The sequence below is a fragment of the Enterobacter cloacae complex sp. 2024EL-00227 genome, from assembly GCF_043945315.1.
Lineage (GTDB): Bacteria > Pseudomonadota > Gammaproteobacteria > Enterobacterales > Enterobacteriaceae > Enterobacter > Enterobacter roggenkampii.
On the sequence record NZ_JBIMQP010000023.1, the window covers coordinates 1 to 20,827 of the forward strand.

Consider the following 20,827-nt stretch of genomic DNA (forward strand, 5'->3'; position numbering starts at 1 on the left):
CCGTCTGCGCTTCTCTGGACCTAAAACATCAATCATTCGGACTCCAACGACTAGTCTAAAAACTAGTATTAAGACTATCACTAACTTAAGTGATACCAACTGTCTGGAGATTCATGGGGCCAGTCTATCACCCGCTGGAAAAAGGATTTGCCGAACGCATACACACGCCGGGAGGCGTCCGCTCCCTTGTTGAAGAATCACACCTGATGACGTTGCTTCGACAACTGAATGAGGACGGCTTTAATGTTGATGGCCCGATGGCAGAGCTGACTGCCCTGGTGAACTACGTCACTAGCTCGCAGATGTCCATGAAGGATCTGCAGATGCATCTCGATTACTGTGTGGAAAAACTGAAGCAGGAAACGACATAACAAAAAGGCCGCTTTGCGGCCTTGTGACATGTCACAGCAAAGGTAGTTTAAATACTATCCCAGCAAGAATAACGAAGGTCGCGAAGTAGACGACCTTCGCAGACGTCTCACCAAGCCAACCTTTTCTTATAGCGAACATCACGGTCCACAGATAGGCCGTCCCAGCTACAACTACTACGGCAAACCAGAACAGCATCAACCCTATTTTCAATATGATTTCCATCATTGCCCTACCGCCTTTCCAAGATCTGGAGCGCGACGCGGAGCTGTTTCACCAGGTTCCCACCAACTCGTCGTATTGAATTCCCGCTGTGCGCGGTCCCGCACCCTGTCGTTATAACCTGGATTTGCCATCTCCTGAAGCTGCTGCAGTATCAGATGGTTGGTGATTGCCTTCGCGTACCAGAGGTTCGCAAATGGGGTGATCATGCGGGCTGTCTTCAGTGCATCGGCGCCGAAGGAAGTCTCCTCCCCCTGAAGCGCCTTCTGTGGGTTCGTGATCAGCAGTTTGGTCAACTGTTCTGCGAAGCTCAGCACCGGTCCGCCAATGGTGGCCGCGATACTGGAGCCATATTGTGTGTGGTCCTGGAACAGAAAATCGCCGTAGATACCAAATGAGCCGCCTTTCAGCAGCGCCTGCACCCATGTCGTTGGCTTTGTCATATCCAGCGGGTCATTTCCGGTAAGCAGGCTATTCATCTGATTAGCGAACATCCCGGCAAGTGTCGTGCCAGCGATGTAAGACGCCAGAAACTTGAGAGCTGGCACCGTATCAAGATCATTAGCCCGGTTTACCAACTGGCGGAACCCTGCGAACGGCGTTGTTTTGAAGAGCATGAAGCTCTTGATCAGCTGTCCTGCATCGTCTCTGGCGTAGGTATCAAGCCCGGTGGCCGTAGTTACGGCACTGGTCATCTCACCGTGCGTGATACCCAGCAGTTTCTGAGCAGCTTCAGCTCGGGCGTTGCGCACCATGCGAGTTATGGTTTGCTCTGCTTCTGCGTCGAATGCCTCTTTCATTTTCTTCAGGCGCTCTGGTGGCATGTCGCCAAGCGCTGCCAGTGCTGCATCACTCCCGGCACGAACCTGCGCAATGCGGTCGGCCATGATACCGGCGATCACATCATCCGGCACGGCGTAAATAGCATCTGGCGTCATCCCCATATGTCCGGCGGTGGTCATTGGCTGAAGGTCTGCCGCTGCCATGATAGCCCAGTCCTCATTGCTCCAGCCCTTGTTAGCCAGGATTGTTTTATCCGATCCCTTAACGTCATCCAGCGTCTTAAATTTACGGGTCAGTTCGCCAATGTTTTTGTACATCAGCAGACCGAACGCCGCTTTATTGGCACGGTCCATGGCGATCAGACCGGACCACTTCAGCGTCTTCTCTGCAAACCAGCCGGTAATCCCACGCGACAGATCAAATCCTCCCATCTTCGAAACTACAGCAGCATGAGAATCCACCAGCAGACCGAGCTCAGCGTTAGCTTTTTTGGCGTCACCGCTGAACAGATTGCGAATGGTGTTTGCAGACAGGCGCATGCCGTCACGAGTAAAGCCAAGAGCCTGGGCATTGGCGCGCATGATCGCCTGGTCGCTGGTTGCCGTAAGTACGCTGGTACCGAGCATGGCACTGGTCATCAGGTTGCGCAGGCCTCCAACCGCCGACGTGAAGACGCTTGACGTGGCCGCACCGTTAAGACCGGCCATTGAATTAAACATGCGCTCAACCATCTTGCGCTCGTCGTTCATCTTGCCAACCTCCTTTCCGCCGGTTACCGCACGCTGATATACGCGGTCCAGCACCAGGGAAAAGTTGCGGGCAGCGTCCGGGCCGAAAGCTTTGACGACGCCAAGATCGCGGGATGAAGATTGCAGGTGCGACATCATTACTCCCGCCACCGGCTGCTGAGTGTAGCGTTCCATATATGCGAAGTGCGACTGCGCATCCTTGAACGCCATCACCCTGCTCTGCGAACCACGGTTTTTTATCCCGCCGGTGCCCATGAATGCGCCCGGGTCGATTTTGTTCGCGCCGTCGGTAGCCTTTGTCTCAAAGATAGCTTCCAGCGCCTGGCGGTACTCGATGTCATTCATCGGGCTGCCGTCCGGATTAACGTAGTTGCTGCGGTCCTGCGTGTTGTAGACGTCATCCACCCATGCCTGGCGGGCAAATTCAATCGGCGGCTGGCGGCCGGAAAGGCGCGCTTTAGCCTGCTCTGCCACCGGCAAAGATGCCAGCCACTCATCGCGCCCGGCATTGCGGATAAAATCTGCATCGTCAACATACGGCAGGTGCCAGTCGTCGCGCAGTCCAATATCAAATCCGTTGTCGTTCATCTCCTGGCGGGCCCGGCTGGTGACGTCGTTCCAGACCTGTGCGATTTTCTTCGCCTGCGGATTACCGGTGTCCTCGCCGTATAGCTCTTTCAGGATCTGAAACTGTGCCGACTTTGCCGCCTGCTGGTCAAACAGACTGCGGAAACGCTGCTCTCCCAGCGCCTTGCTCTGCTCGAAGAATTTGCGGACATCATCACCGGCTTTGAGCAATTCAGCGCTGAGCTGGCGTGACCAGTCCTGATATGCGCCGGTAGCCAGTTCCTCAGCGGATGTCACTGCAATATCTTTGCCGTCAGTAGTGCGCCTACCGGCGAAGATAAACTGCTGCAAATTGGCGGGTGTCTGCTGCTCTGGTGGGATATTAGCGTCAATGGTATCTGTCACCCTGCTGATTGCGATCGCGTTCTGAGCGACGCGCTGACGCTTTTTATAGACATCATGCACAACACGCTGCCGCACAAGGTCGGCTGCCTCCATGTACGTCTGCGCATCCGGGATGCCAGTCTTGCCTTCCCTGGCATTTTTTTTATGCACCTGGCGCACGGCTTCTTTGATGCGGTCCTCAATACCTTTCAGCTCGTCAGCCTTTGGCTGGCGGCCCAGTGTCTGCGCAATGGCTTCAACACATGCCTGTTTCATTATGGGTTCCTCAGGAAGCACGCTGCTGCGACGGAATACACTTTCGATTCGTTCTGCACGGTCTGGATTTGCTCATCAAATTCAGTCAGTACGTCTGAGAGTTTCGCCGGCTTCCCGGTGTCGGGGTGCGTAATTGTCAGGTCCGGATTGGTGGTCGCCATATCGCGCGCCGCCATCAGGTCGTAACTGTTTGATGAAATAGCCTGGCCGGTATCGGGATCCACACTGACCTGCCCGCCAGTTTCGTCTGCTGCCGTGAATGCGCTTTCTGCGCGCGGCGCCGGAGCTTCTCCAGCCAGTTCAGACGGCGTTTCATACCTGACACCATTCTCTTCGAAAACTTGCTGCATTGCATGGTACTGCTCGTTTGCAGATTCCAGCATGCCGGGCCTCGCAGGGCCATCCAGGCCGCGCGCCATCATCCCGACGTTAACAGGCTGGCCATCATTCAGTTGTCGGTAGGCTTCGTCCATTGCCGCCACATGGCTGTTGATACTCTCGTTGCTTGCGTGCAGCACCGGGGAGGATTCCAGATCGTAATACAGCCCTTCATTCAGCGTATGAGCGGCATCAATGTCGCTAGGCTTAATGACCGACTCCCTGACGAGACCGCGCATGCTTTCAGGGATGATCCCCTGCTGAATGCGTGTTAAGTCAGCACGGGCCTCATAAAACTGACCACCCTGCTGATGAGGAGCAAGGGTGTCACGTGCATTCTGAAGGCGCTCTCTGGCTGCCGTTAGCTGGCTGGCTATGTCATCAAGTTTTGCCCTGTTTTCTGCATAATACCGGCGGTTAGCGCCAGCGCTTCCGGTTGGTGCGGCATCGCGAATGGCTTTATCCTGGCCCTCAAGTTTAGCCACAGCCCTCTCGCCGTTAGCAATTTCTGACTGCCACACCTTCCTGTCGCCGCGGGATAAAAGCTGTTCTGCACTCTGCTGCAATTCAGCCATTCTTGATTCGTATGTTACCTGCGGGGCATCTGGCACAGCAGGACCATCACCAAGTGGAGCGGGTTGTGACGTAGCTTCGCCCTGAGGCTGTGGAGAATTATCCGAAACGCTCTGCACCTCTGCCGCCGGAACAGGCGCTTCGGTTTCTGCCGATGGCGGAGCGTCAGCATTTCGCGCGGCCAGGTGATGGGCACCACCAAAGGCACCGCCCAGCACCGCATCCACCAGCATCGCCTGACCGTCAAACACCCGGTACTGTTTCGCCATCTCGGCGTAGCCTTTCTCCTCCAGAGTTTCGCCAACGGAGTAGCGGTTGAGTCCGCCGAATCCGGTGTTGATTGCCACACCTGAGGCAATTCGCGTTGCCAGCGTTCTGCCGACGGCTGCAGGTAATGCCATGCCAGCTGCATTGAAAAGGCTCTGCTGCGTTGCCAGATTACGCGCCGTAGACTCGTCTACACCCTTCCCTTTGAAATCCTGATAGGACTGCTCATACGTAGAGCTGAATGCAGTAGCTGCGCCGACGGCCGGACCGCCAACAATGGTTGCGCCAATGGCCGGCACGAACTGACCGAGGCCATAAAGAACCTCGGCAGCGGTGCCCTGGCTACCAGCATCCGGCTTCACGTATCCGCGCGCGTCCTGCAGCTGTTTGCCGATCGTGTCGTAGGTGTCGTTCAGCGCTTTGTCGGCATCGGGGAACATCACACGGAAGATATTGACTGTTGGCGCTACGTCGGCGGTGAATGCCGGATCGCTGATAAGGCGCTTACTGAATCCTACGGCAGACTGCGCCAGACCGAGAGTACCTTCCGCCACGCCGCGCACCGGCGCAGCAATTGAGCCCTGAAAGAATGTTGGCTCGTAGTCTTCAGGCCGTGCAGGGTTGGCTGCTGTTTTATCGTCGGTCCACGCCTGACCTTCCGGAGCCAGAGAAAATACATCAGACATTATTCAACCCTCACGACGATAGCTTCATTGGTTTTCGGATCCGTCGCCCAGCGTCCGCTGCCGCTTACAAGCCGGTACTGGTTGTTGCCGATATTGACCGGAGTGAAGTTTGAAGCAGCGTTTACGTTCAGCCCTGCATCTTTCAGAGCCTGTTGAGCGGAAGCGGTGTAGCGGTCCTTGAACGTGGATTTATCCATCCCGAATGGCATTACCACGTCGCCGCCATTGAATCCCTTGTACACTCCGCCCGTGGCGTACTGCGCTGCCTTTTCAACTACGTCGGAGTTGGCTGCATCAGTACGCGTCATTGAGGCATCGCCGGACTGATAAGCGATCCCGGCATAAGCGGCTTTGAAAAGGTTGTAGCTTAGCTGGCGAGCCTGCGGGTTATTGGCAAACGAGTTTCCAACCTGATCGTCGAATGCGCGTTTAAGCTTATCTTCGCTTGGCAACTGGACCGGAGTTATGCCAGCGTCTTTCATCGCCTTGGTCGGGTTCAGCAACTGGTCACCAGCCAGGATCACCTTCGAGACATCGTACTTGTTCATGGTCGGCTTGTAGCCGATGAACTGGCTGTAGGCGATAGACGGCTTGGTGTTGTCGTACTGGTTATCCGGCGTGCCAAGCAGCAGAGCGGAATAGGCTGTCGCTGCGTTGTTCGGCGCAATGGCAGAAGCAACCTGGCGCATTGCGGGTGCCGATAGCGTTTCACCCATGCTCTGCAACAGGCTGATGGTCTGGTTTACGTCTTTGGTGCCGCGTACCTGCTCAGACAGGGCAGCCGCCTCTTCTCTGGACAGGATTGGCGCGTTGATACCCAGCGCGCGCAGACTCTCATGAGAAGAGAAGCGGTTGGCAACCTCTGCCGTGATGTCGTTAGGGTTGTTGCTTGCGATTGGCTTATACGCTCCGATCTCAACCGCAGCATTGAACGGGTTGTTCTGGCGCTGGCTGATCACCTTCGTGGCCGCCGCCGACACCTGATCGAACAATTCAGCGCGGGAAGCATAGCCCTCGCCTGTTTCTCCGGTTCCCGGGCGCAGCTGATCAACGTAGGCTGTAATGCTGCTCGTCGGCATGTTGCGGAAAGAGCCGATGTATTGCCCGGCGATCTGCGTGTTCCTGAATTCAGTGTAACGGAGATTCCCTTCGCGCACGCCGTAGGCCGCCAGGAAGTCGGTCTGTGTTGGAGCATTCGGGAAATCTACGCCGCGCATGTAAGCCGCGGTTGCATCGCGCACCTGGCTGTCAATGCTGGTGCGATACTCCGCCTGCTGCTGCTTGCGGATTTGGTCAGCCTGGCGAAGGAAGGTAGCCTGCGCCTCCGGTGATGCCGCGTCGAATGCTGCGTTCCCGGTGTAGCGTTTGGTGCTGGTCGGAAGCTGAGACAGGCCAATAGCAGCGCTAACGCCGGTTGCGAGTTGCTGGTCGCTGTACGGCTGACTTCCGTTCTCATGCTGGATGATTGCTGCACACAGAGCCTTCAGCGTGTCAGGGTTAGAGGCATCAAGCTGCTGATCTGCCGTCACGCCGAGCTGCGCACATACCGCTTTGATGTACGCATCGGTGTTGTTATTGTCTGAAGGAGGCGCCCAACGGTTGATAATGTCGCTGACGGTATCAATGCCCTGGCGCTGGTACGACAGCAGGTTGCGGCCCAACGCGCGGATTCCATGCTCCGGCGTCTCGAATTTGGCAAAGCGGCCGTCATCGCCTGTCTGCCCAATCCACGGGTTTGTTTTGCTGTACTCGAGGTTTCCGGGGTTATTGTTCCGGATGCCGCGGGCACCGTCACCGCTACCGCCTTCTGATACTGCGCGGCGGGAGCCTGTTGCCGTGTCGCTTAGTTCGCCATTGCTGTGAATGAAGTCGATAGCGTTATTGGCTGACCACTGAGACAGCGAAGCATCGGCAACCTTCTCCTTGAACTCAATCTTTTTCGCCTGAATCTGTTCCGGGCTCCAGCCATGCGCGGCGCCGTAGTCGTCGATCTGCTGGAAAGTCTGCTGGTTGTACAGCACATAGTTAGCATTATCGCCGTATGCGGCTGCTGCCAGCTTCCCGTTGTTCGCCAGCGTCGCCTGGAATTGCCCCTCTTCGTAAGCATTGAGCTGTGTGATCTCATGGCGACCGGCCTGAGAAGTGAACTGAATGCGCTGCTGCTGTGCCTGCTGCATGAATCCGGCGCGGGAACCCTCAGGCAGCGTCATGGCAATCTGCTCAACCTTAGAGTCGAATTGCTGGGTGTATTCCTGCCCCTTACCGAGAGCATTTTTACCCTGCATGTTGAGCAGACCAGTATCCGGGTTGTTCAGCAGATCGCTGGAAATCTGGCTGAGTTGCAGTGATGCGTCCTGCGCCTGGGCAACATCAGCACGCTGCTTGGCCTGACCAAGCACATCCATGGCCTGACTTCCAGCAGCAACAATTGAATCTGAAATGTTAGGCTGATCAAATGTCTGAAAGCCTTGCGTTGATACACCCCTGCTCTGGACCTGACGCCCGGATGTGGTTGGTACGACTGGCATATTTTTTCTCCTTATCGACCGGTTCTTGTACCAACAGCAGCGGAAATAGGAGCTGCATTACTTTGCGTAAAAGGACTCCATGTGCCGCCACCCATTTGATATGCACCATAGGCTTTTAGCGGAGCAGTCATTAAGGTCTGATTAACAGCAGCTCTTGCCTGGCTTTGAGCGGCATTCCCCTGGGCGGTGGCATTCATTCCCTGTACCTGGTACCCATATGCCTCTCGCTGAGCGTTATTGACTGTGGTTAATGCATCAAGAGTGCCAAACTGCGCCGTATCGCCGAAGATATCCAGCGCGTTACCAGTCGAGAGTTCTGCCCCTGTGGCACCCATTGTGGCGGCCTGAGTACCCGCCCGCTGCCGCATTTCTCGACGGTGCTGATCAGCCTCAATATTCCCACGGTTGACTGCATCCTGCGCCTGATTTTCAGCAATATCTGCGTTCTGATCTGCTACAGCTTTAGCGTATTTACCCTGCTGATGCTGGTTATATGCCTGCATTGCAGACATAGCCAAGCTTGCAGCTACAAAGGCAACTGGTCCGCACATTATTTTCTCTCCATGTGGAAACGGTGGAACGGGAGATTGTTGATGCCATAAGGCTTAGGATCTTCGATGGTGAAACCAAGCCAGTGCAGCCATACGCGCGCGACGTGGTTGCGGGCATCAACGTAATTTTCAAGATACGGGTAAACGGACAGCATTGCATTGACCACTTTCCCGCACCGGCGCAGGAAAGTGCGCTGGTATTTCTCCAGCGCGTCAGTGCCTACCAGCCATGGAATGCCGCTGCCGCCGATCATGGATGCTGGTGCCACACCGAAGATGGTGACTACCTCGCCGTTAACCAGCCCGGCGCAGCAGAATGTTGAAGTGCGCAGCCCGGTTTCAAGCACGCGTCGCGGGCTCCAGCCGTTTGTCGCCATAAATTCATCAGCGTCAGCCTGGCGGACATGCGGCAGCATGGCTTCGATATGCTCTGTGGTGGCGGGAACGATCTGAGCTTTAATCATCAGAAACTCCCCACGGTCATTCGTGGCAGGACCGCCAGAACAGAAAGCGGCAGTGGGTCGAGCTGGCGCACCTTAACGCGCCCGTTTTTATCCCAGTTGCTGTCGAGCTTCACCTCAACCTTGCCGGTGGCATCATCAACCGGATCGTCGTAAAACTCGAACTCACGCTGTGGATATTCGTACCACTCACCACCTGGAGTAGTTGCCCAGATGCCACGGCTGGCGTTGACGACCATCGTTACAGTCGGGATTAACTGCTTTTTATCCAGCAGCGTTTCCTGCCCGTTTATGTTGATGTCCAGCGTTTCGAATTCAGCTGTGATCGGCAGCCCGATATGCACCACTGCGCCCGGTGATTCCAGCGTGACAGCGCCAGCAGTTACGGTCTTCTGCGGCTCTACGTTTGCATCGGAGAGAATGTTTACTGTCTGTCCTTCCAGGTGAGACAGCCCGCCAAACGTCTGGCGAGCCATTTGCCAGTTGGTCGTGGCCGCATTCCGAAGCACCGCCGGAACATCACGGTTGAATCGCACAACCACCGCCGCGCTGCTGGTCACCGAAACGATGTCTCCGCGCAGCTCTTTCGCCACCACGTTGCCGGTATCAGGATCGGTCTCTGAGTACGGGAACTGAATCTGTGCATCGACGTCCGTGCCAACAAAGTAAGCCCCGCCGCTAATCGTCACCGGGTAGTCGACCTGATAACTCCAGTTTCCTGTCCCGCCACTGATCGTCATGGTACGCGTTGAGGTATTGCGCCCGTCATAGCTCAGTCCACAGTCGACAAAGAAAGCATCTTCATCACTGGTAAACAGGCGGCTTGACAGGCGCTCGATGTAGCGCTTCGTCTGCCCGTTGATAGTCCGGTTCACCACGAAGTAAACAGCATCCTCGCTGCCTTCGCTGATAGAGCAGGTGCTTTCGTACTTCCCGGTGCTGGACTGTGGTGCCCAGGCGAAAACCTGCTGATCGCGCAGATAGGTCAATACCAGCAGTTTGCCGTCGTCGCGGATGCAGAACGCGCTGCTGTAAGGCACGATGCAGAATGACCAGTCGACAATGCTGCGCTTCTGGAACAGGTGGTTTGCCAGTATGGTCAGGTCAGTACCCTGGTACCCGTCGACGTCGAATGAATAGGCCAGATCGCGAACCACGCTGCCCTTCTCCTGGATGAACAGTGCGATGTTTGCCACTGCGATAGGAGGCACATTGCTGGAACCGTTGTTTCCCTGTGAGCTGAACGAGAATGCCGACGGCGTGAGCACCTTATTCTGGTCTCCGGATATCGTGTATTCACCGCCGGATGTCAGCGCGACCAGGCTGCCAACGTCAATCAGATGACGAATCTCATTCACCTGGCGACCTGCGTAGGTGTAGATAATGCGATCGTCATCCTGAATAGGGTTGTTCTTGCCAAAGTCTTTATAATCGCCGGTTCGACTGGCCCAGATTGTTTGTGGGTACGCGGTGGACGCGGCGAAATACAGACGCTGCTGGTAGTAAACGACGGTGCTCGGATAACCATTGACGCTGTTCCAGGCGTAGCGCGCCCACTTGTAACTGCCATTGGCTGATCCGACAACCTGAGACGGGATATAGCTGATCACCGTGGCTGTGGCGGTAGTGCCTGACGCAGCCGCGATACGCACAATACCGAAACCGCTGTGCAGGTATTCCCACTGAATGCCTGTATCGCTATCCCCGGTGCCACCCCAGCCATCCCAGGACATGCCTTCAGTATGCGAAGGGCGAAGAGTACCTGTCTTCCCTGCAGTGTTGGCCCGGTAGTAGTTGCTGTCAGCGCGGCGCACGTCGTTGATAGCCGTGGTTTTGCTGGTCTCCCAGACAGGAACGGAATCAACAGCAGGCTGCTCGAGATAGAAGAGTTTACCTACCTGCTCAGCGCCAAAGATGGCAGAACTGGCCGTCAGCGTAATTGTGCCGGTGCTGGCGCTGGCGTAAACCTTCACTGATTCATCAACGTTGATATCTTCGAATGGGCCGTTTTTGGTGGTGACGTCGACTATCTGCCAGTTGTCGTGCGCGTATCGCCGCAGTTCTTTCGGAGGGTAGGCAGGGTGAACCAGCGTAAGCACGTCGGCGCTCTGTGTGAATTTGATGCGGAACAGATCGGCTTCCGCATACGGCATAGCCAGCTCGTAGATTACATTGCTGCTGTTCAGCACATACGCGCCGTCTTTGATAACCCGCATGTAGCCGTCGCCGAACTCCAGCGCATAGGTTTGAACCGTCGAGAACTGGAACGGGATAAGGCGGCATTTTTTGTTCGAATATTTTGCTTCGCCGACGAAGCGCGTTCCCGGTCGATTCTCCACCCCGCCATACTGGCGGACTATGAAGTTATCGCACTTGCGCAGCGCCACCTGATACTTCGACATATCGATGCGCCCGTACAGTGACGGGCCAATCTCACCGCCGGCAAAGCTCGGCTGGATCCAGCTGATAGCCATTATGACAACCTCGCTGCTGTAAACTCATCGACTGGTGGCTGCGGCTCCTGAGATTCGTTCTGGCTGTGAGAGCCAGCGCTCAGGATGACCTTTTGGTACATGTTCAGTGCGTTGTTACCGAGATCTGCGCTGCCTGTGAGCGGCATGTTGATGGCGGCCGCCAGACGCCAGGAAAGCGCCTCCATGAAAATTGGGTCGAACATGTTCACGTCGGTGACGCGCGCAATGTACTTCAGCCATGCCTGCGGCTGGTCGGTGTAGATCAGCTTACCAGTTCCGTCCGCGTTGGCCCCGACCTCATAGTTGATGCGCATGGCAGCCGTAGGGTTACGAACACCGGGCACCATAATTTCGGTGATGCGCACGCAGTCAGTCGGGTACTGGTATGCGTATTGCCAGTCCGGCGGCGGGCTATTGGTGTCAGCCAGCGCCAGGCGTTTGGTGGCAAAGTTCCAGTCGAAGTCAGCCAGCGCAGCATCGCGGCACGCATCGAAATGCAGGGAGCACTGATCGGCTTCTTTGCTGGCCTCGTTCAGACTGTTAATGCTACGGCTGTTGCCGATATTGCTCAGCGCGCGGTTGCAGATCTCGATAACGGAGGCCATTAATCATCCTCCCCACCATAGAGCGTTTCCGCGGCGGTTTTGGGCTGTTCACCAGATACCGGACTGAGTGCCATGTCAGTGATTTGCAGGCTGGCATCGTGCCTGACACCCTCACCATCTTCGCGAGTCGACATGCTTTTGATGATAGCTTTGGCGGAGATCATCACCTCAGTACCTACAGGCTGCGGCGTTGCACCGAGTTTCTTCAGTGTTTCATTGTCAAGGTTGATGCATAGACCCCATGGATAATCATCGCGGGTTTTTGTTTCACCAGATTCATCCTGGTAGCTGTCAGTACCGGTTTTGAGGTTTACCAGTTCCATAGCGGACTCCTGCAATAAAGGGGCCGAAGCCCCTTGTTTTATTAGCGAGGCTTAGACGCCCAGTTCTTTACGCTTATCTGCGATTTTCTCGCGGAGCGTTTCGGCCTTAACGTTATGATGCGGTTTCTCATTAAAGAGCACTTCATACTCTTCACGGAGCTTGTCCAGCTCTCCGACTTCATCGCTATTGCCCTGGCCACCGTCATCATCAGATTTCTTTTTGGTGATTTCCGGTGCGTCATACTTCTCGCCACGCTTCTTCGCTACGTCCTTTTTGGCTTTAACCGCTGCATCATTCAGCGGCTCAAGCGCCGATCCTGGCTCACCGTCATATTCAATCTCAGAGCCTTCCGGCCAGAGGTTATTGTGAATATGGGATAAGCGCAGGACTCGGTATTTTGCTTTTTCCATAGCTGTCACCTTAGCCTGTCACTTTGGATCGGGTTGGGTAGTACGGAGTGTTGTTGTCAACATCCAGGTTAATACCAGAGGTGAACGCGCCAGCAGTCAGCGGTCCTGTACCGACCACGTAGTTGACGCGCAGATAGCGCTGGACACCTGCCGGAACCTTGGCAGAGAACAGACGTTTGCCAGCAGTAAGCGCCGCCAGTGCCAGCGTTCCGCTGTCGTAGATAGTGGTCCAGGTGGAGTTATCTGGGCTGGTCTGTAACTGGACGTTCAGGGTGGCGGCACCAGCCGCTGTTGCAGTGGTATTCACGTTTGCCCAGAATTCCAGTGGGTAGCCAACACCGATATCGCGGCGGGTGCCGTCGATAGGTGCCAGGTCGATAACGTCAGTGGAAGCGCCGCCAGCAGTTACCGCCTGCGCTTCGGAGAACATCAACAGTTTGTCGAGGATCATTTTCTTTCTCCATTTATGGGCCGGTTAAGGCCCATCAGTTAATGACAGGCGTTAAACAACGCGCGCTTCTGTTTCCAGAATCGCATCGGTTTCACGGATTGGGATGCCACGGAACGTGGTCCAGAATTCGCCTTCAGTCTCTTTTACGGACAGAGCCAGAGAGGCTTTATCAAGAGATTGCAGATCCAGCGCCTGGGCAACGGTACGGTTCATGTAGAACACTGCACGACCCATCTTCAGGTTAGGAACGCGGTGAAGCGCTTTAACCATCAATGTGACGATGTTTGCGGCAGAACCCGGCACAGAAAGATCGCTCACGTCGATGTTGGCGATGCGCACAACGTAGCGCCAGTCACGTAGAGCCAGCCCGTTATCCCATTTATAATGGGTGCGGTAACCCTGGTATTTGCCGCCATTGGCATCGGTCAGTGTCTGCTCGCCAAGGTTCTGAGTCTGCAAACCAGCCTTCTGCCCTTTAGGGAAGATGCCGTGCACAGTGTTTTCGCCCCAGACCACCAGCCAGATAGAGGTGTTATCTGTACCGGTACCGCCAGCATCAATGATGTTCTGGCCGTTTCCTGCGGATTTGCTTGAGTAGCGTGATGACAGGCCCATGAACTGCTGCGGGTTGACACTGGTGTCGCCGTAGAACAGGGTCTGAGCCATCTGCTGGTTCATGCCTTCGAGGAATGCACGATCTTCAGACAGGCGGAATTCAGCAGTGTTACCGTTCAGATCAGCCAGTGACTTATCAACTTCTGCATAAGCCTCCAGCATGCCGACAGTGTCAGTAACCTGTACGGTAGTGGACTTGGTCGGCTGCACGCCATAGTTCAGCAAACGCCAGGTAGGCTGCGGAAGACCAGAGCGCACAGTGGTGCGGTGACCGGTTGGTAGGTTGCCCTCAACGAACATCATGTCCGTCAGAATTTCGTTTGTCTGGGAAAGGAGTTCGACGATCTTGTCTACCTTCCCGTTTGGATCAGTGCGCTTAGCCCAGTCAGCCAGCGTCAGCGCATTTACGCCTTTAACAGCCATGGTTATATCCTCTCTTATTAGCCATAAAGCACTTCGGCCGCACTACGCTGGCCTTGATTACTGCCATCGACCATGCCGTCTTCAGACATGGCTTTACCGATTTTCACGAACGTCTTAACCAGATCCGGGTGGTTACCCAGTCCGGTGGTATTCAGGTATTCCTTGAGCTCAGGCGTGCCGAACATGTCCAGAGCACGCTGCGCAGCACTGAGGTTTGCGGTCAGCTTGTCGCCACCGATCTCCTTGTCAGCCTTCACGTCGGCTGCCCACTGCTCTGTCTGCGCCTGCCAGGCTTCAGCCTGACGCTGCTGAACACCGGCCAGAATTTTCGGGTACGCGTCCACCAGCTTCTGCGCCTGCTCATTGGTCAGGTTCAGATCGCGGGCAACCGGCTCGAAGTCCTTCAGCGCTTCGGTATCTAGCTCAACGCCTTCAGCGGCCTGAAACTCGTATTTCTCCGGCGCGCCTTCCTGCTTCGGCTCTTTTTCATCAGGCTTTTCTGCTGGCTTATCACCATCAGCAGGCTTATCTTCCTGAGACTTGCCACCTTCAGCGCCAGGCTGTGGCTTATCGCCTTCTGGTTTCGCTGGTTCGCCTGCAGGCGCCGGAGCTTCGGCAGCAGGTGCTGCTGGCTCAGAAGGTGCCGGTGCAGCGCCACCATCAGCAGGTTGCTCATTGCAAAGACGGCGGTGCAGCAAACGTTCAAATAAATTCATTGGTTATCTCCTTAAACCGGTATCGTTTTGGCTTTGAGCTGCGCCAGAACAGCGGCAAGAGTGGTGCGCAGTGCGGTGGTATCTGCCAGTAGCGCGTTGTATTTGGTAACCAGGTCGTTGTGGTCTGCGAGCAGGCCAGCCACGTCTGATGCGGAAGAGTTAGTATCAGAGGTAGCCGTCATTGCAGCTGGAGCAGCAATGGTCGCTCCCAGCTTCACACCGCCGTAATCAGTCGCGGTCGGTGCTCCAATTACCGCCGGAGCAGGATCCGGAACCTCAACCACCTGGTTAGAACCATCGAGGCGCACGACGCGCTGGGTTTGTACCTGTGTCATAAATTGTCCTCACCGGCCTCTGCGGCCATCTTCAGATACTGATCCGGGCAGTGCGTCATGACGCGCTGAAACAGAACCAGCGCCAGGTTGCGCTGCCCTTCGTTGAATGCGGTAATGTGCGGCTCTACGTTGAAGCAGGTGCCGAACACCTGACCTTTCTCCAGAAGCGACCAGATGACCCGGCGGCCCTGCTCGCTTCCCATGACAAACTGGATATCTTCGATATCTCGCTGAGCCAGAAGCTCCTGTTTGGCTTCCAACCCCGCTTTGCGATCTTCATCGTCGATATGCGTCATTACTGCTGCGCCCCCACTGCGTTAGTGATTGCTGTCAGTGCGCTTGGGTCTGCTGTCTGAGTCTCGCTGAGCGTCTTGGCGCCATGCGCCGCTGCCTGGCCCATAGCCATTGCCTGCGCCGCCTGCTGCTGTTTGGCTCGTTCCTCGCGGATTCCCTGCACCTGCTCCTGCGGAACGATGACGGTTGGCGATACGCCTGACATTTCGGAGAACGCGTCGATAGCCTGATCCACGTCGAGCTTGTCGAGCGCTTCAGGTTTGAACTGTGCGAGCTGGCCGATAAATCCAACGGTTTGCGACAGGCTGGTGAGCCCGATAGATTTCTGCGCCTGCGCCATCACGGAGATGTACTCGATGCGCAGCGGCATCCCCTGCATAACTTCCGGCGGAGGTGGCAGCATGTTCTTGCGCGCCATGATTGAGAACACGCGATCAATAAGCGGGTTAAGCGCTTCGTCGTTCAGACGCTCCAGCACCGGGCCGAGCATCAGCAGCTTCTCTTCCTTCATCTCGATCACCGCTTCCACCGGCATTGAGCGGGTGTTGATGTTCTGCAGCATCATGAAGAGGTCGACAAAGTAGGCGCTGTTGATGGTCTGGCGGGTGTCCTGAATGTCAGCCAGCAGGTCGGCGGTATTCGGGTTAACCAGATAAACAGGCTTGAAACCGTCCTGGCCGCTCAGCACGTCAAGATAGGTCACGTCGCCAGGCAGCAGGGATACGCGCTGATTTTTCAGCGATGTAGGCGCAACCATCGGCGGATTAGTGGCCTTGTCGATCAGCTGAGCTTTACGCTTCTGCTCAACCTGAAGTGCTTTAACCTGACCGAGTGCCAGCATGCCAGGACAGGAGGATGCGTAGACGTCCTCGCCGTTCACTTCCCAGCGCGGTGCCAGGATCGGGAATTCATCGAACCCGGATTCACGCAGCAACTTGTCGGCGTCGCCGCCGGTCTCGAAATAGACAGAGCGGAACGGCTTGTTCTTGCTGTCCATCTTGCCGCTGTCGCGGTTGATGTTTGGCGTGATGCAGTGGTTAACCTCGATCCAGTTTTCATACGTGCCGTTTTCCCACTGGCTCCTCACGGACGAGCTCACGTTGTCCAGGCCAAACTCCTGCACCAGCTGGCGCACTGTCATGGAGAACTGGCGGAAGGAAGTATCGACGCTGCCGCGCGGGCTGTTCGCCAGGTAGTAGCTGCCAATCGGGAAAGGCATTGTTCGGATCACGTCCTGGTCATCTTCGAGCACGGCCATCGCGGCGGTACCGAAAGTACCCAGGCTGGCGTACATGACAGGAAGAGACTGATACAGATTCGACTTGTTGAACACTTCGTTCATGCGGCGCTGCACGACTTCCAGCCAGATTTTAACCGGGCCGTAATCCATCATGTCAGGGTCAGGCGTAGCTAGCTTGAACCACGGACGGGCCGGGCTGGTGATGCCGGACATCATGCCACTGGACAGAATGCGCTGAGCCATTGAGCCGGTCGGGTCAACAATTTTGGTGTTGCGGCGATCGTCACGGTTAACGTCAGACGTCAGGAAGCGGGAACCACGCGGATTGATAAAGTCGCTCAGGTCGCGCCAGTGTGGCTCGAACGATGTGCGCTCATTCTTCAGCTGTGCGAGCTGCTTCAGCAGCCGCTCTTTTTCGGTTTCCGCCATCTCTGCGCGCTCCGTTACTGACCGAGCAGCGTTTTACCGCTGGTGTTGGCTGCGGAGGTGTCGCCCTGGGCGCCAGTCAGCATTGTCGATTTGGTGCCTGCTGCTGCGCGGCGGCGGCGCTCTTCGTCATCGCGGGCACTGACCACAGCGGCGTCCTGCTCCTGAGGTGCGGCCTGAACTTCTGGTGCCGCTGGCACTGATGGCTTGCTGCCGATACACATAGCGATAACCTCACACACGATTAAATTATTACCAATTTAACCATATACGGATTATTTTACGTAGTGTATTGACATAATGCCGTGCAATTATTACCCTTCAGGTAACACAACATGAAAGCGCACTTTGATGTCGGTTCTGTGAAGTCTTGTCGCTAAATCAAACTGGTGAGTGCGCTTCCAGGTGTGAGCAGTACGGCATATGGCACATGTGCCGCAGCGGTCCGGCGGGGCTCCTTGGTTTCCTTATCCCCTGAGCGGGTAACCGGAATGTGCAAGTCAGTGTTATCGGTATGCACGACATGACGACTCACCATCGTGGCGATACGGTGTGACACATCGGAAGAGACGAGGATGTAGTGAAGAGAGCATAGGCGGAAGCAACGCCTCCCTCGCCGGGTGGTCCACTGTGGTAATCAGTGCTCTCTTCACTACTGGTAGCGGTAGTGGAAGTAGTGTTTTCGAACGGGTATATCCCGTATTGCTGAAGGATCTGAACAGTCCGGACGCCACGGCAAGCAAGCCGTGTTACCGAATTGCTGACAGTCTGGAAAGACAGGCACACAACAGGTAAGAGCATTGCAGGTTTACATGGTGGACATCATTGCCACGGAGTACGAAGCAAAGTGCAGTGCTCTTTCCGTTGTGGTTTTCCTGATGCTAGTTGGTTCGGTTGCGGCGGATACCAAGGCGACGAAAGGAAATGCTGACGCACAGCACCACAACCCAATCACGTTAGGACCGTGGTAAACCGTAGTGCCAATGTAATTGCTATCTACCTTTGTCGGTACCAGATTCATCCCCGAGTTACAGCTCGCTGGTACCGACACTTTTTTTTTACAGCAGAACGCCATTCCGATGACGTTGCGCTGTAAACCCTGCATCACCCGCCAAGGAAGGCACTCCGTAGTCATTGCTTCCAGTTCGCCCGGTTCGTCCGGGCATTTTTTTAAGGTGAATATTATGAAGAAGACAGTTGAAGGCATTCAGAAACAATCTCCTGCCGAAGAGATTCGCCGCGAGAACCTCTACCACACCAAACTGCAGTGCCTGGCTGAAGTGCTTGGTAAACAGTCATTCATTGACAAAAATTCAGCCAACAATGCAGCAGAAGCGATTAACGCTGCATTCGATAAGATTACTTTCTAACGCCGTGACATGTCACAACCAGCTCGCCGATGCGCGGGCTTTAATTAGAGGTAACTATGTCAAAACGCAGACTGAGCGCCAGAACAAAGAAGCGAAGAGCAGCAGACCAGGAAGTGATCGACAGGATGAATGACATCTTCCAGAAGGTTAAAAAGTGCGAGCATGAGCTGACAGATACCATCCTGAGCACTCCGTATTTCAAGGCCCGATAATGCGGGCTTTGTTTTACCCAAGCGCAATTTTGCGCCCATTGATTTTATTATCTATTTCCACGGGTCATACTCTGTGACCGCCTTGCCCTGCTGACTATCCTGCCCTGGTATGCGTAGCCGCTTCGTGACCGGGAAAGCAAACGTCAGCAGCAGTGCGTCGCCCTTGCCAGGCGAGCGGCCTAAGCGCTCTTTGATATCTTCCTTCGGTTCAATGACGATCTTTCCGTCCACCCTGACTTTGTACTCTGCCGCCGACAGGTCATCAGCCGTCTCCTGGTCATCCAGCGCGCCGCCGAGTTTCAGCCACGTTTTGCAGCTGTTGAACATCTCGCCGCGCTTATTGAGCATCTGCGGGTCGGTAGAGCCGCCGCCGAACGGGATTAGCTGCCACGTCCGGCCCCAGCCGTCACCGATGGACTTCAGCCCGGTACCGTAGCCAAAGTCGATAAACACCGCATCAGCCTGGTACTGGTCTTCAAAGTCGGCGATGCGCTTCGCCATAATCAGATCGTCGGTGGTCTTGTTGCCGGTCCATAGCACTTTGCTGTGTAGCCCCTGCCGCAGGTATATCACCGCGTCATCCACGCCGGAATATGCCGGGTCGACGCCGATAATTACCGGAGCGTGCGCCACCTGCGCAGCGGTCACTACGCGCTTCATTGCCTCGTCGGTGAGTCCGGTCGGGATAAACTGGAGTTCTGACGCGTCAGGGAAGATCCCCCTCACGCGGACCTTCACGAAGTCGCTGTCCTCGCCGTAGTCGTCCACCCATTTCTGCAGTTGCTGCTTGTTCGTGCCTTCCACGGTGCGGCTGTCAATCTGTGCGCACTTCCAGCGGTGCTTGTACTTGCGGAAGCATTCACGGAAACGCCCGGTGTTACGCGTCGGGTTCCCGAACGCCACCCAGATGATTTCGGTATCCTCATCGGTCAGCGCACCTTCGGCAACCTCCCAGACCAGATCGGCAATATTTGACGCTTCGTCGAATACCACGATGATGCGCTTGCGCTCGTTGTGCAGACCGGCGAACGCCTCTGTGTTGTGCTCAGACCATGGGATAGCGTCAGCGCGCCAGCGTTTATCATGACCAGGATCGTTGCTGTACATCGCCGTGGCGGTGCATGTGAACCACTCTTTCGTGATAGCCAGGTTCGACCATTTGATAATTTCCGGCCAGGTCTTGGTGCGCAGCTGGTTGTCGGTGTTGGCGGTCACCACCACCTTGCAGTCCTCGCAGGTGGACATGCCCCAGTTAATCAGCATCGAGATGAATGCGGATTTGCCGATACCGTGGCCGGATGCGCGGGCCAGCATCAGCGGCTGGTGACGCGTAGCGGGGTTCTGAAGGTGATCCCGTATCTCACGGAATGCGTCAGCCTGCCATTTACGCGGACCGGTGGCATGTGCCAGTTCTGTACCATCTTCTCCCCACGGGAACGCATACAGCGCATAGCCCAGCGGGTCATTCGTGAACGAGGCGATATCCTCGACGAGCTGCTCTTCCGGCGACATGGCTGCTGCTGTCATTCTTCACCACCAGCCTGTTTCTTAACGCGGTCACGTGCCTTTGCCATGCGGTCAGCGATGGTGACAGTGCCAGAAACCTCCAGGCGCTCTTTGAACGCATTAACGTCGACGTGCTTACCAATCAGCTCGAGGTTCTTCACCTTGTCCGGCCATTTAATTTTTTTGAGGATGGTCTCTATCGAATCCTCGTTCATGTTCATGATGGTTGAAGACAGGTCGAACCCGCTGAGCGTAGTACGCCATATTTTCGGCCACTCGCGGATAGGTTTCAGGCTGCCGTCATCGTTCAGGATATCCAGCACATCCATCTGGTCGATTTCCACCAGGCGCATGAGGACGTAATCAGCGCTGACGCGGTTACGCTTGTTGCGTTCCTCCATCAGTTCCGCGATTCGTTTCTGGATTCTTTCATCGCGCATCATCACGCTGGCTTTGACGGCTGCCGTATTAGGCGAAAATCCTGCGTCAATCGCCGCCTGAGACTGATTTTCAGGTGTCTTAATGTAGGACTGGCAGTAAGCCTCCTGCATCGCTGTAAGAGGCTTATATTGCGTTGATTTGCGTTTGTGGGTTTTTGGTGTCGCGGGCATCATTACCACCTGAGTAATTTT

At 55.6% G+C, this 20,827-nt stretch carries 20 protein-coding genes; 2 read left to right on the plus strand and 18 right to left on the minus strand.

What is annotated here, in order from left to right; translation table 11 throughout:
* Positions 1–113: 113 nt before the first annotated feature.
* Entirely contained in the window at positions 114–371 is a 258-nt protein-coding gene (locus ACHH0Z_RS23355; protein ID WP_395149570.1) for a hypothetical protein, read from the plus strand.
* Positions 372–593: 222 nt separating this feature from the next.
* On the opposite strand, the gene ACHH0Z_RS23360 is transcribed toward ACHH0Z_RS23355, so the two are convergent.
* The 16 genes from ACHH0Z_RS23360 to ACHH0Z_RS23435 are packed head-to-tail and all read right to left on the minus strand — an operon-like array spanning position 594 to position 17,331.
* Positions 594–3,350 (minus strand): hypothetical protein, encoded by a 2,757-nt coding sequence (locus ACHH0Z_RS23360; RefSeq protein WP_395149571.1) that lies wholly within the window; start codon positions 3,348–3,350, stop codon positions 594–596.
* Positions 3,350–5,254, minus strand: a complete 1,905-nt coding sequence (locus ACHH0Z_RS23365) for a hypothetical protein (RefSeq protein ID WP_334799682.1) — start codon at positions 5,252–5,254, stop codon at positions 3,350–3,352. The genes ACHH0Z_RS23360 and ACHH0Z_RS23365 overlap by 1 nt, the downstream gene beginning before the upstream one ends.
* Complete coding sequence (locus tag ACHH0Z_RS23370) at positions 5,254–7,782, minus strand: hypothetical protein (protein WP_395149572.1); 2,529 nt, start codon at positions 7,780–7,782, stop codon at positions 5,254–5,256. The genes ACHH0Z_RS23365 and ACHH0Z_RS23370 overlap by 1 nt, the downstream gene beginning before the upstream one ends.
* A gap of 11 nt (positions 7,783–7,793) precedes the next feature.
* Positions 7,794–8,333, minus strand: coding sequence for a hypothetical protein (locus ACHH0Z_RS23375; protein WP_395149573.1), 540 nt, complete (start codon positions 8,331–8,333; stop codon positions 7,794–7,796).
* Positions 8,333–8,797 carry a hypothetical protein gene (locus ACHH0Z_RS23380; protein WP_395149574.1) on the minus strand — a complete coding sequence of 155 codons (465 nt, stop codon included), beginning with the start codon at positions 8,795–8,797 and terminating at the stop codon, positions 8,333–8,335. Before ACHH0Z_RS23380 ends, ACHH0Z_RS23375 begins: the two co-directional genes overlap by 1 nt.
* Positions 8,797–11,268, minus strand: a complete 2,472-nt coding sequence (locus tag ACHH0Z_RS23385; RefSeq protein ID WP_395149575.1) for a hypothetical protein — start codon at positions 11,266–11,268, stop codon at positions 8,797–8,799. The genes ACHH0Z_RS23380 and ACHH0Z_RS23385 overlap by 1 nt, the downstream gene beginning before the upstream one ends.
* Complete coding sequence (locus tag ACHH0Z_RS23390; protein WP_395149576.1) at positions 11,268–11,873, minus strand: hypothetical protein; 606 nt, start codon at positions 11,871–11,873, stop codon at positions 11,268–11,270. Before ACHH0Z_RS23390 ends, ACHH0Z_RS23385 begins: the two co-directional genes overlap by 1 nt.
* Positions 11,873–12,196: a capsid staple protein gene (gene gp10 / locus ACHH0Z_RS23395; protein WP_395149577.1), complete on the minus strand. Its 324-nt coding sequence runs from the start codon at positions 12,194–12,196 to the stop codon at positions 11,873–11,875. The genes ACHH0Z_RS23390 and gp10 overlap by 1 nt, the downstream gene beginning before the upstream one ends.
* Before the next feature lie 51 nt (positions 12,197–12,247).
* Positions 12,248–12,607: a hypothetical protein gene (locus ACHH0Z_RS23400; protein ID WP_395149578.1), complete on the minus strand. Its 360-nt coding sequence runs from the start codon at positions 12,605–12,607 to the stop codon at positions 12,248–12,250.
* A gap of 10 nt (positions 12,608–12,617) precedes the next feature.
* Positions 12,618–13,058, minus strand: coding sequence for a Bbp16 family capsid cement protein (locus tag ACHH0Z_RS23405; protein WP_348564921.1), 441 nt, complete (start codon positions 13,056–13,058; stop codon positions 12,618–12,620).
* A 51-nt stretch (positions 13,059–13,109) separates the two neighbouring features.
* On the minus strand, positions 13,110–14,096 hold the full coding sequence (locus tag ACHH0Z_RS23410; protein WP_128297634.1) for a major capsid protein: 987 nt from the start codon (positions 14,094–14,096) through the stop codon (positions 13,110–13,112).
* Positions 14,097–14,113: 17 nt separating this feature from the next.
* Positions 14,114–14,812: a peptidase gene (locus ACHH0Z_RS23415; protein ID WP_395149579.1), complete on the minus strand. Its 699-nt coding sequence runs from the start codon at positions 14,810–14,812 to the stop codon at positions 14,114–14,116.
* Between the two features lie 11 nt (positions 14,813–14,823).
* Positions 14,824–15,147, minus strand: a complete 324-nt coding sequence (locus ACHH0Z_RS23420) for a phenylalanyl-tRNA synthetase subunit beta (protein ID WP_395149580.1) — start codon at positions 15,145–15,147, stop codon at positions 14,824–14,826.
* Positions 15,144–15,443, minus strand: coding sequence for a hypothetical protein (locus ACHH0Z_RS23425; RefSeq protein WP_395149581.1), 300 nt, complete (start codon positions 15,441–15,443; stop codon positions 15,144–15,146). The genes ACHH0Z_RS23420 and ACHH0Z_RS23425 overlap by 4 nt, the downstream gene beginning before the upstream one ends.
* Positions 15,443–17,110, minus strand: coding sequence for a portal protein (locus ACHH0Z_RS23430; protein WP_395149582.1), 1,668 nt, complete (start codon positions 17,108–17,110; stop codon positions 15,443–15,445). Before ACHH0Z_RS23430 ends, ACHH0Z_RS23425 begins: the two co-directional genes overlap by 1 nt.
* A gap of 14 nt (positions 17,111–17,124) precedes the next feature.
* Positions 17,125–17,331 (minus strand): hypothetical protein, encoded by a 207-nt coding sequence (locus ACHH0Z_RS23435; RefSeq protein WP_048982097.1) that lies wholly within the window; start codon positions 17,329–17,331, stop codon positions 17,125–17,127.
* Positions 17,332–18,291: 960 nt separating this feature from the next.
* On the opposite strand from ACHH0Z_RS23435, the gene ACHH0Z_RS23440 reads away from it, so the two are divergent.
* Positions 18,292–18,477: a hypothetical protein gene (locus ACHH0Z_RS23440; protein ID WP_395149583.1), complete on the plus strand. Its 186-nt coding sequence runs from the start codon at positions 18,292–18,294 to the stop codon at positions 18,475–18,477.
* Between the two features lie 263 nt (positions 18,478–18,740).
* Here ACHH0Z_RS23440 and ACHH0Z_RS23445 read toward each other — a convergent pair whose 3' ends face one another.
* Both ACHH0Z_RS23445 and ACHH0Z_RS23450 read right to left on the minus strand, forming a co-directional pair.
* On the minus strand, positions 18,741–20,216 hold the full coding sequence (locus tag ACHH0Z_RS23445; protein WP_395149584.1) for a terminase: 1,476 nt from the start codon (positions 20,214–20,216) through the stop codon (positions 18,741–18,743).
* Positions 20,213–20,809, minus strand: coding sequence for a terminase small subunit (locus tag ACHH0Z_RS23450; RefSeq protein WP_252513985.1), 597 nt, complete (start codon positions 20,807–20,809; stop codon positions 20,213–20,215). The genes ACHH0Z_RS23445 and ACHH0Z_RS23450 overlap by 4 nt, the downstream gene beginning before the upstream one ends.
* Positions 20,810–20,827 lie beyond the last annotated feature (18 nt).

Excerpts from the sequence above, each read along its gene's own strand:
- ACHH0Z_RS23440 (WP_395149583.1), top strand. The coding sequence starts at position 18,292 with ATGAAGAAGACAGTTGAAGGCATTCAGAAACAATCTCCTGCCGAAGAG.
- ACHH0Z_RS23420 (WP_395149580.1), bottom strand. The coding sequence starts at position 15,147 with ATGACACAGGTACAAACCCAGCGCGTCGTGCGCCTCGATGGTTCTAAC.
- ACHH0Z_RS23355 (WP_395149570.1), top strand. The coding sequence starts at position 114 with ATGGGGCCAGTCTATCACCCGCTGGAAAAAGGATTTGCCGAACGCATA.
- ACHH0Z_RS23410 (WP_128297634.1), bottom strand. The coding sequence starts at position 14,096 with ATGGCTGTTAAAGGCGTAAATGCGCTGACGCTGGCTGACTGGGCTAAG.
- ACHH0Z_RS23380 (WP_395149574.1), bottom strand. The coding sequence starts at position 8,797 with ATGATTAAAGCTCAGATCGTTCCCGCCACCACAGAGCATATCGAAGCC.
- ACHH0Z_RS23450 (WP_252513985.1), bottom strand. The coding sequence starts at position 20,809 with ATGATGCCCGCGACACCAAAAACCCACAAACGCAAATCAACGCAATAT.
- ACHH0Z_RS23435 (WP_048982097.1), bottom strand. The coding sequence starts at position 17,331 with ATGTGTATCGGCAGCAAGCCATCAGTGCCAGCGGCACCAGAAGTTCAG.
- ACHH0Z_RS23425 (WP_395149581.1), bottom strand. The coding sequence starts at position 15,443 with ATGACGCATATCGACGATGAAGATCGCAAAGCGGGGTTGGAAGCCAAA.
- ACHH0Z_RS23430 (WP_395149582.1), bottom strand. The coding sequence starts at position 17,110 with ATGGCGGAAACCGAAAAAGAGCGGCTGCTGAAGCAGCTCGCACAGCTG.
- ACHH0Z_RS23445 (WP_395149584.1), bottom strand. The coding sequence starts at position 20,216 with ATGACAGCAGCAGCCATGTCGCCGGAAGAGCAGCTCGTCGAGGATATC.
- ACHH0Z_RS23365 (WP_334799682.1), bottom strand. The coding sequence starts at position 5,254 with ATGTCTGATGTATTTTCTCTGGCTCCGGAAGGTCAGGCGTGGACCGAC.
- ACHH0Z_RS23385 (WP_395149575.1), bottom strand. The coding sequence starts at position 11,268 with ATGGCTATCAGCTGGATCCAGCCGAGCTTTGCCGGCGGTGAGATTGGC.
- ACHH0Z_RS23370 (WP_395149572.1), bottom strand. The coding sequence starts at position 7,782 with ATGCCAGTCGTACCAACCACATCCGGGCGTCAGGTCCAGAGCAGGGGT.
- gp10 (WP_395149577.1), bottom strand. The coding sequence starts at position 12,196 with ATGGAACTGGTAAACCTCAAAACCGGTACTGACAGCTACCAGGATGAA.
- ACHH0Z_RS23375 (WP_395149573.1), bottom strand. The coding sequence starts at position 8,333 with ATGTGCGGACCAGTTGCCTTTGTAGCTGCAAGCTTGGCTATGTCTGCA.
- ACHH0Z_RS23400 (WP_395149578.1), bottom strand. The coding sequence starts at position 12,607 with ATGGAAAAAGCAAAATACCGAGTCCTGCGCTTATCCCATATTCACAAT.
- ACHH0Z_RS23360 (WP_395149571.1), bottom strand. The coding sequence starts at position 3,350 with ATGAAACAGGCATGTGTTGAAGCCATTGCGCAGACACTGGGCCGCCAG.
- ACHH0Z_RS23405 (WP_348564921.1), bottom strand. The coding sequence starts at position 13,058 with ATGATCCTCGACAAACTGTTGATGTTCTCCGAAGCGCAGGCGGTAACT.
- ACHH0Z_RS23415 (WP_395149579.1), bottom strand. The coding sequence starts at position 14,812 with ATGAATTTATTTGAACGTTTGCTGCACCGCCGTCTTTGCAATGAGCAA.
- ACHH0Z_RS23390 (WP_395149576.1), bottom strand. The coding sequence starts at position 11,873 with ATGGCCTCCGTTATCGAGATCTGCAACCGCGCGCTGAGCAATATCGGC.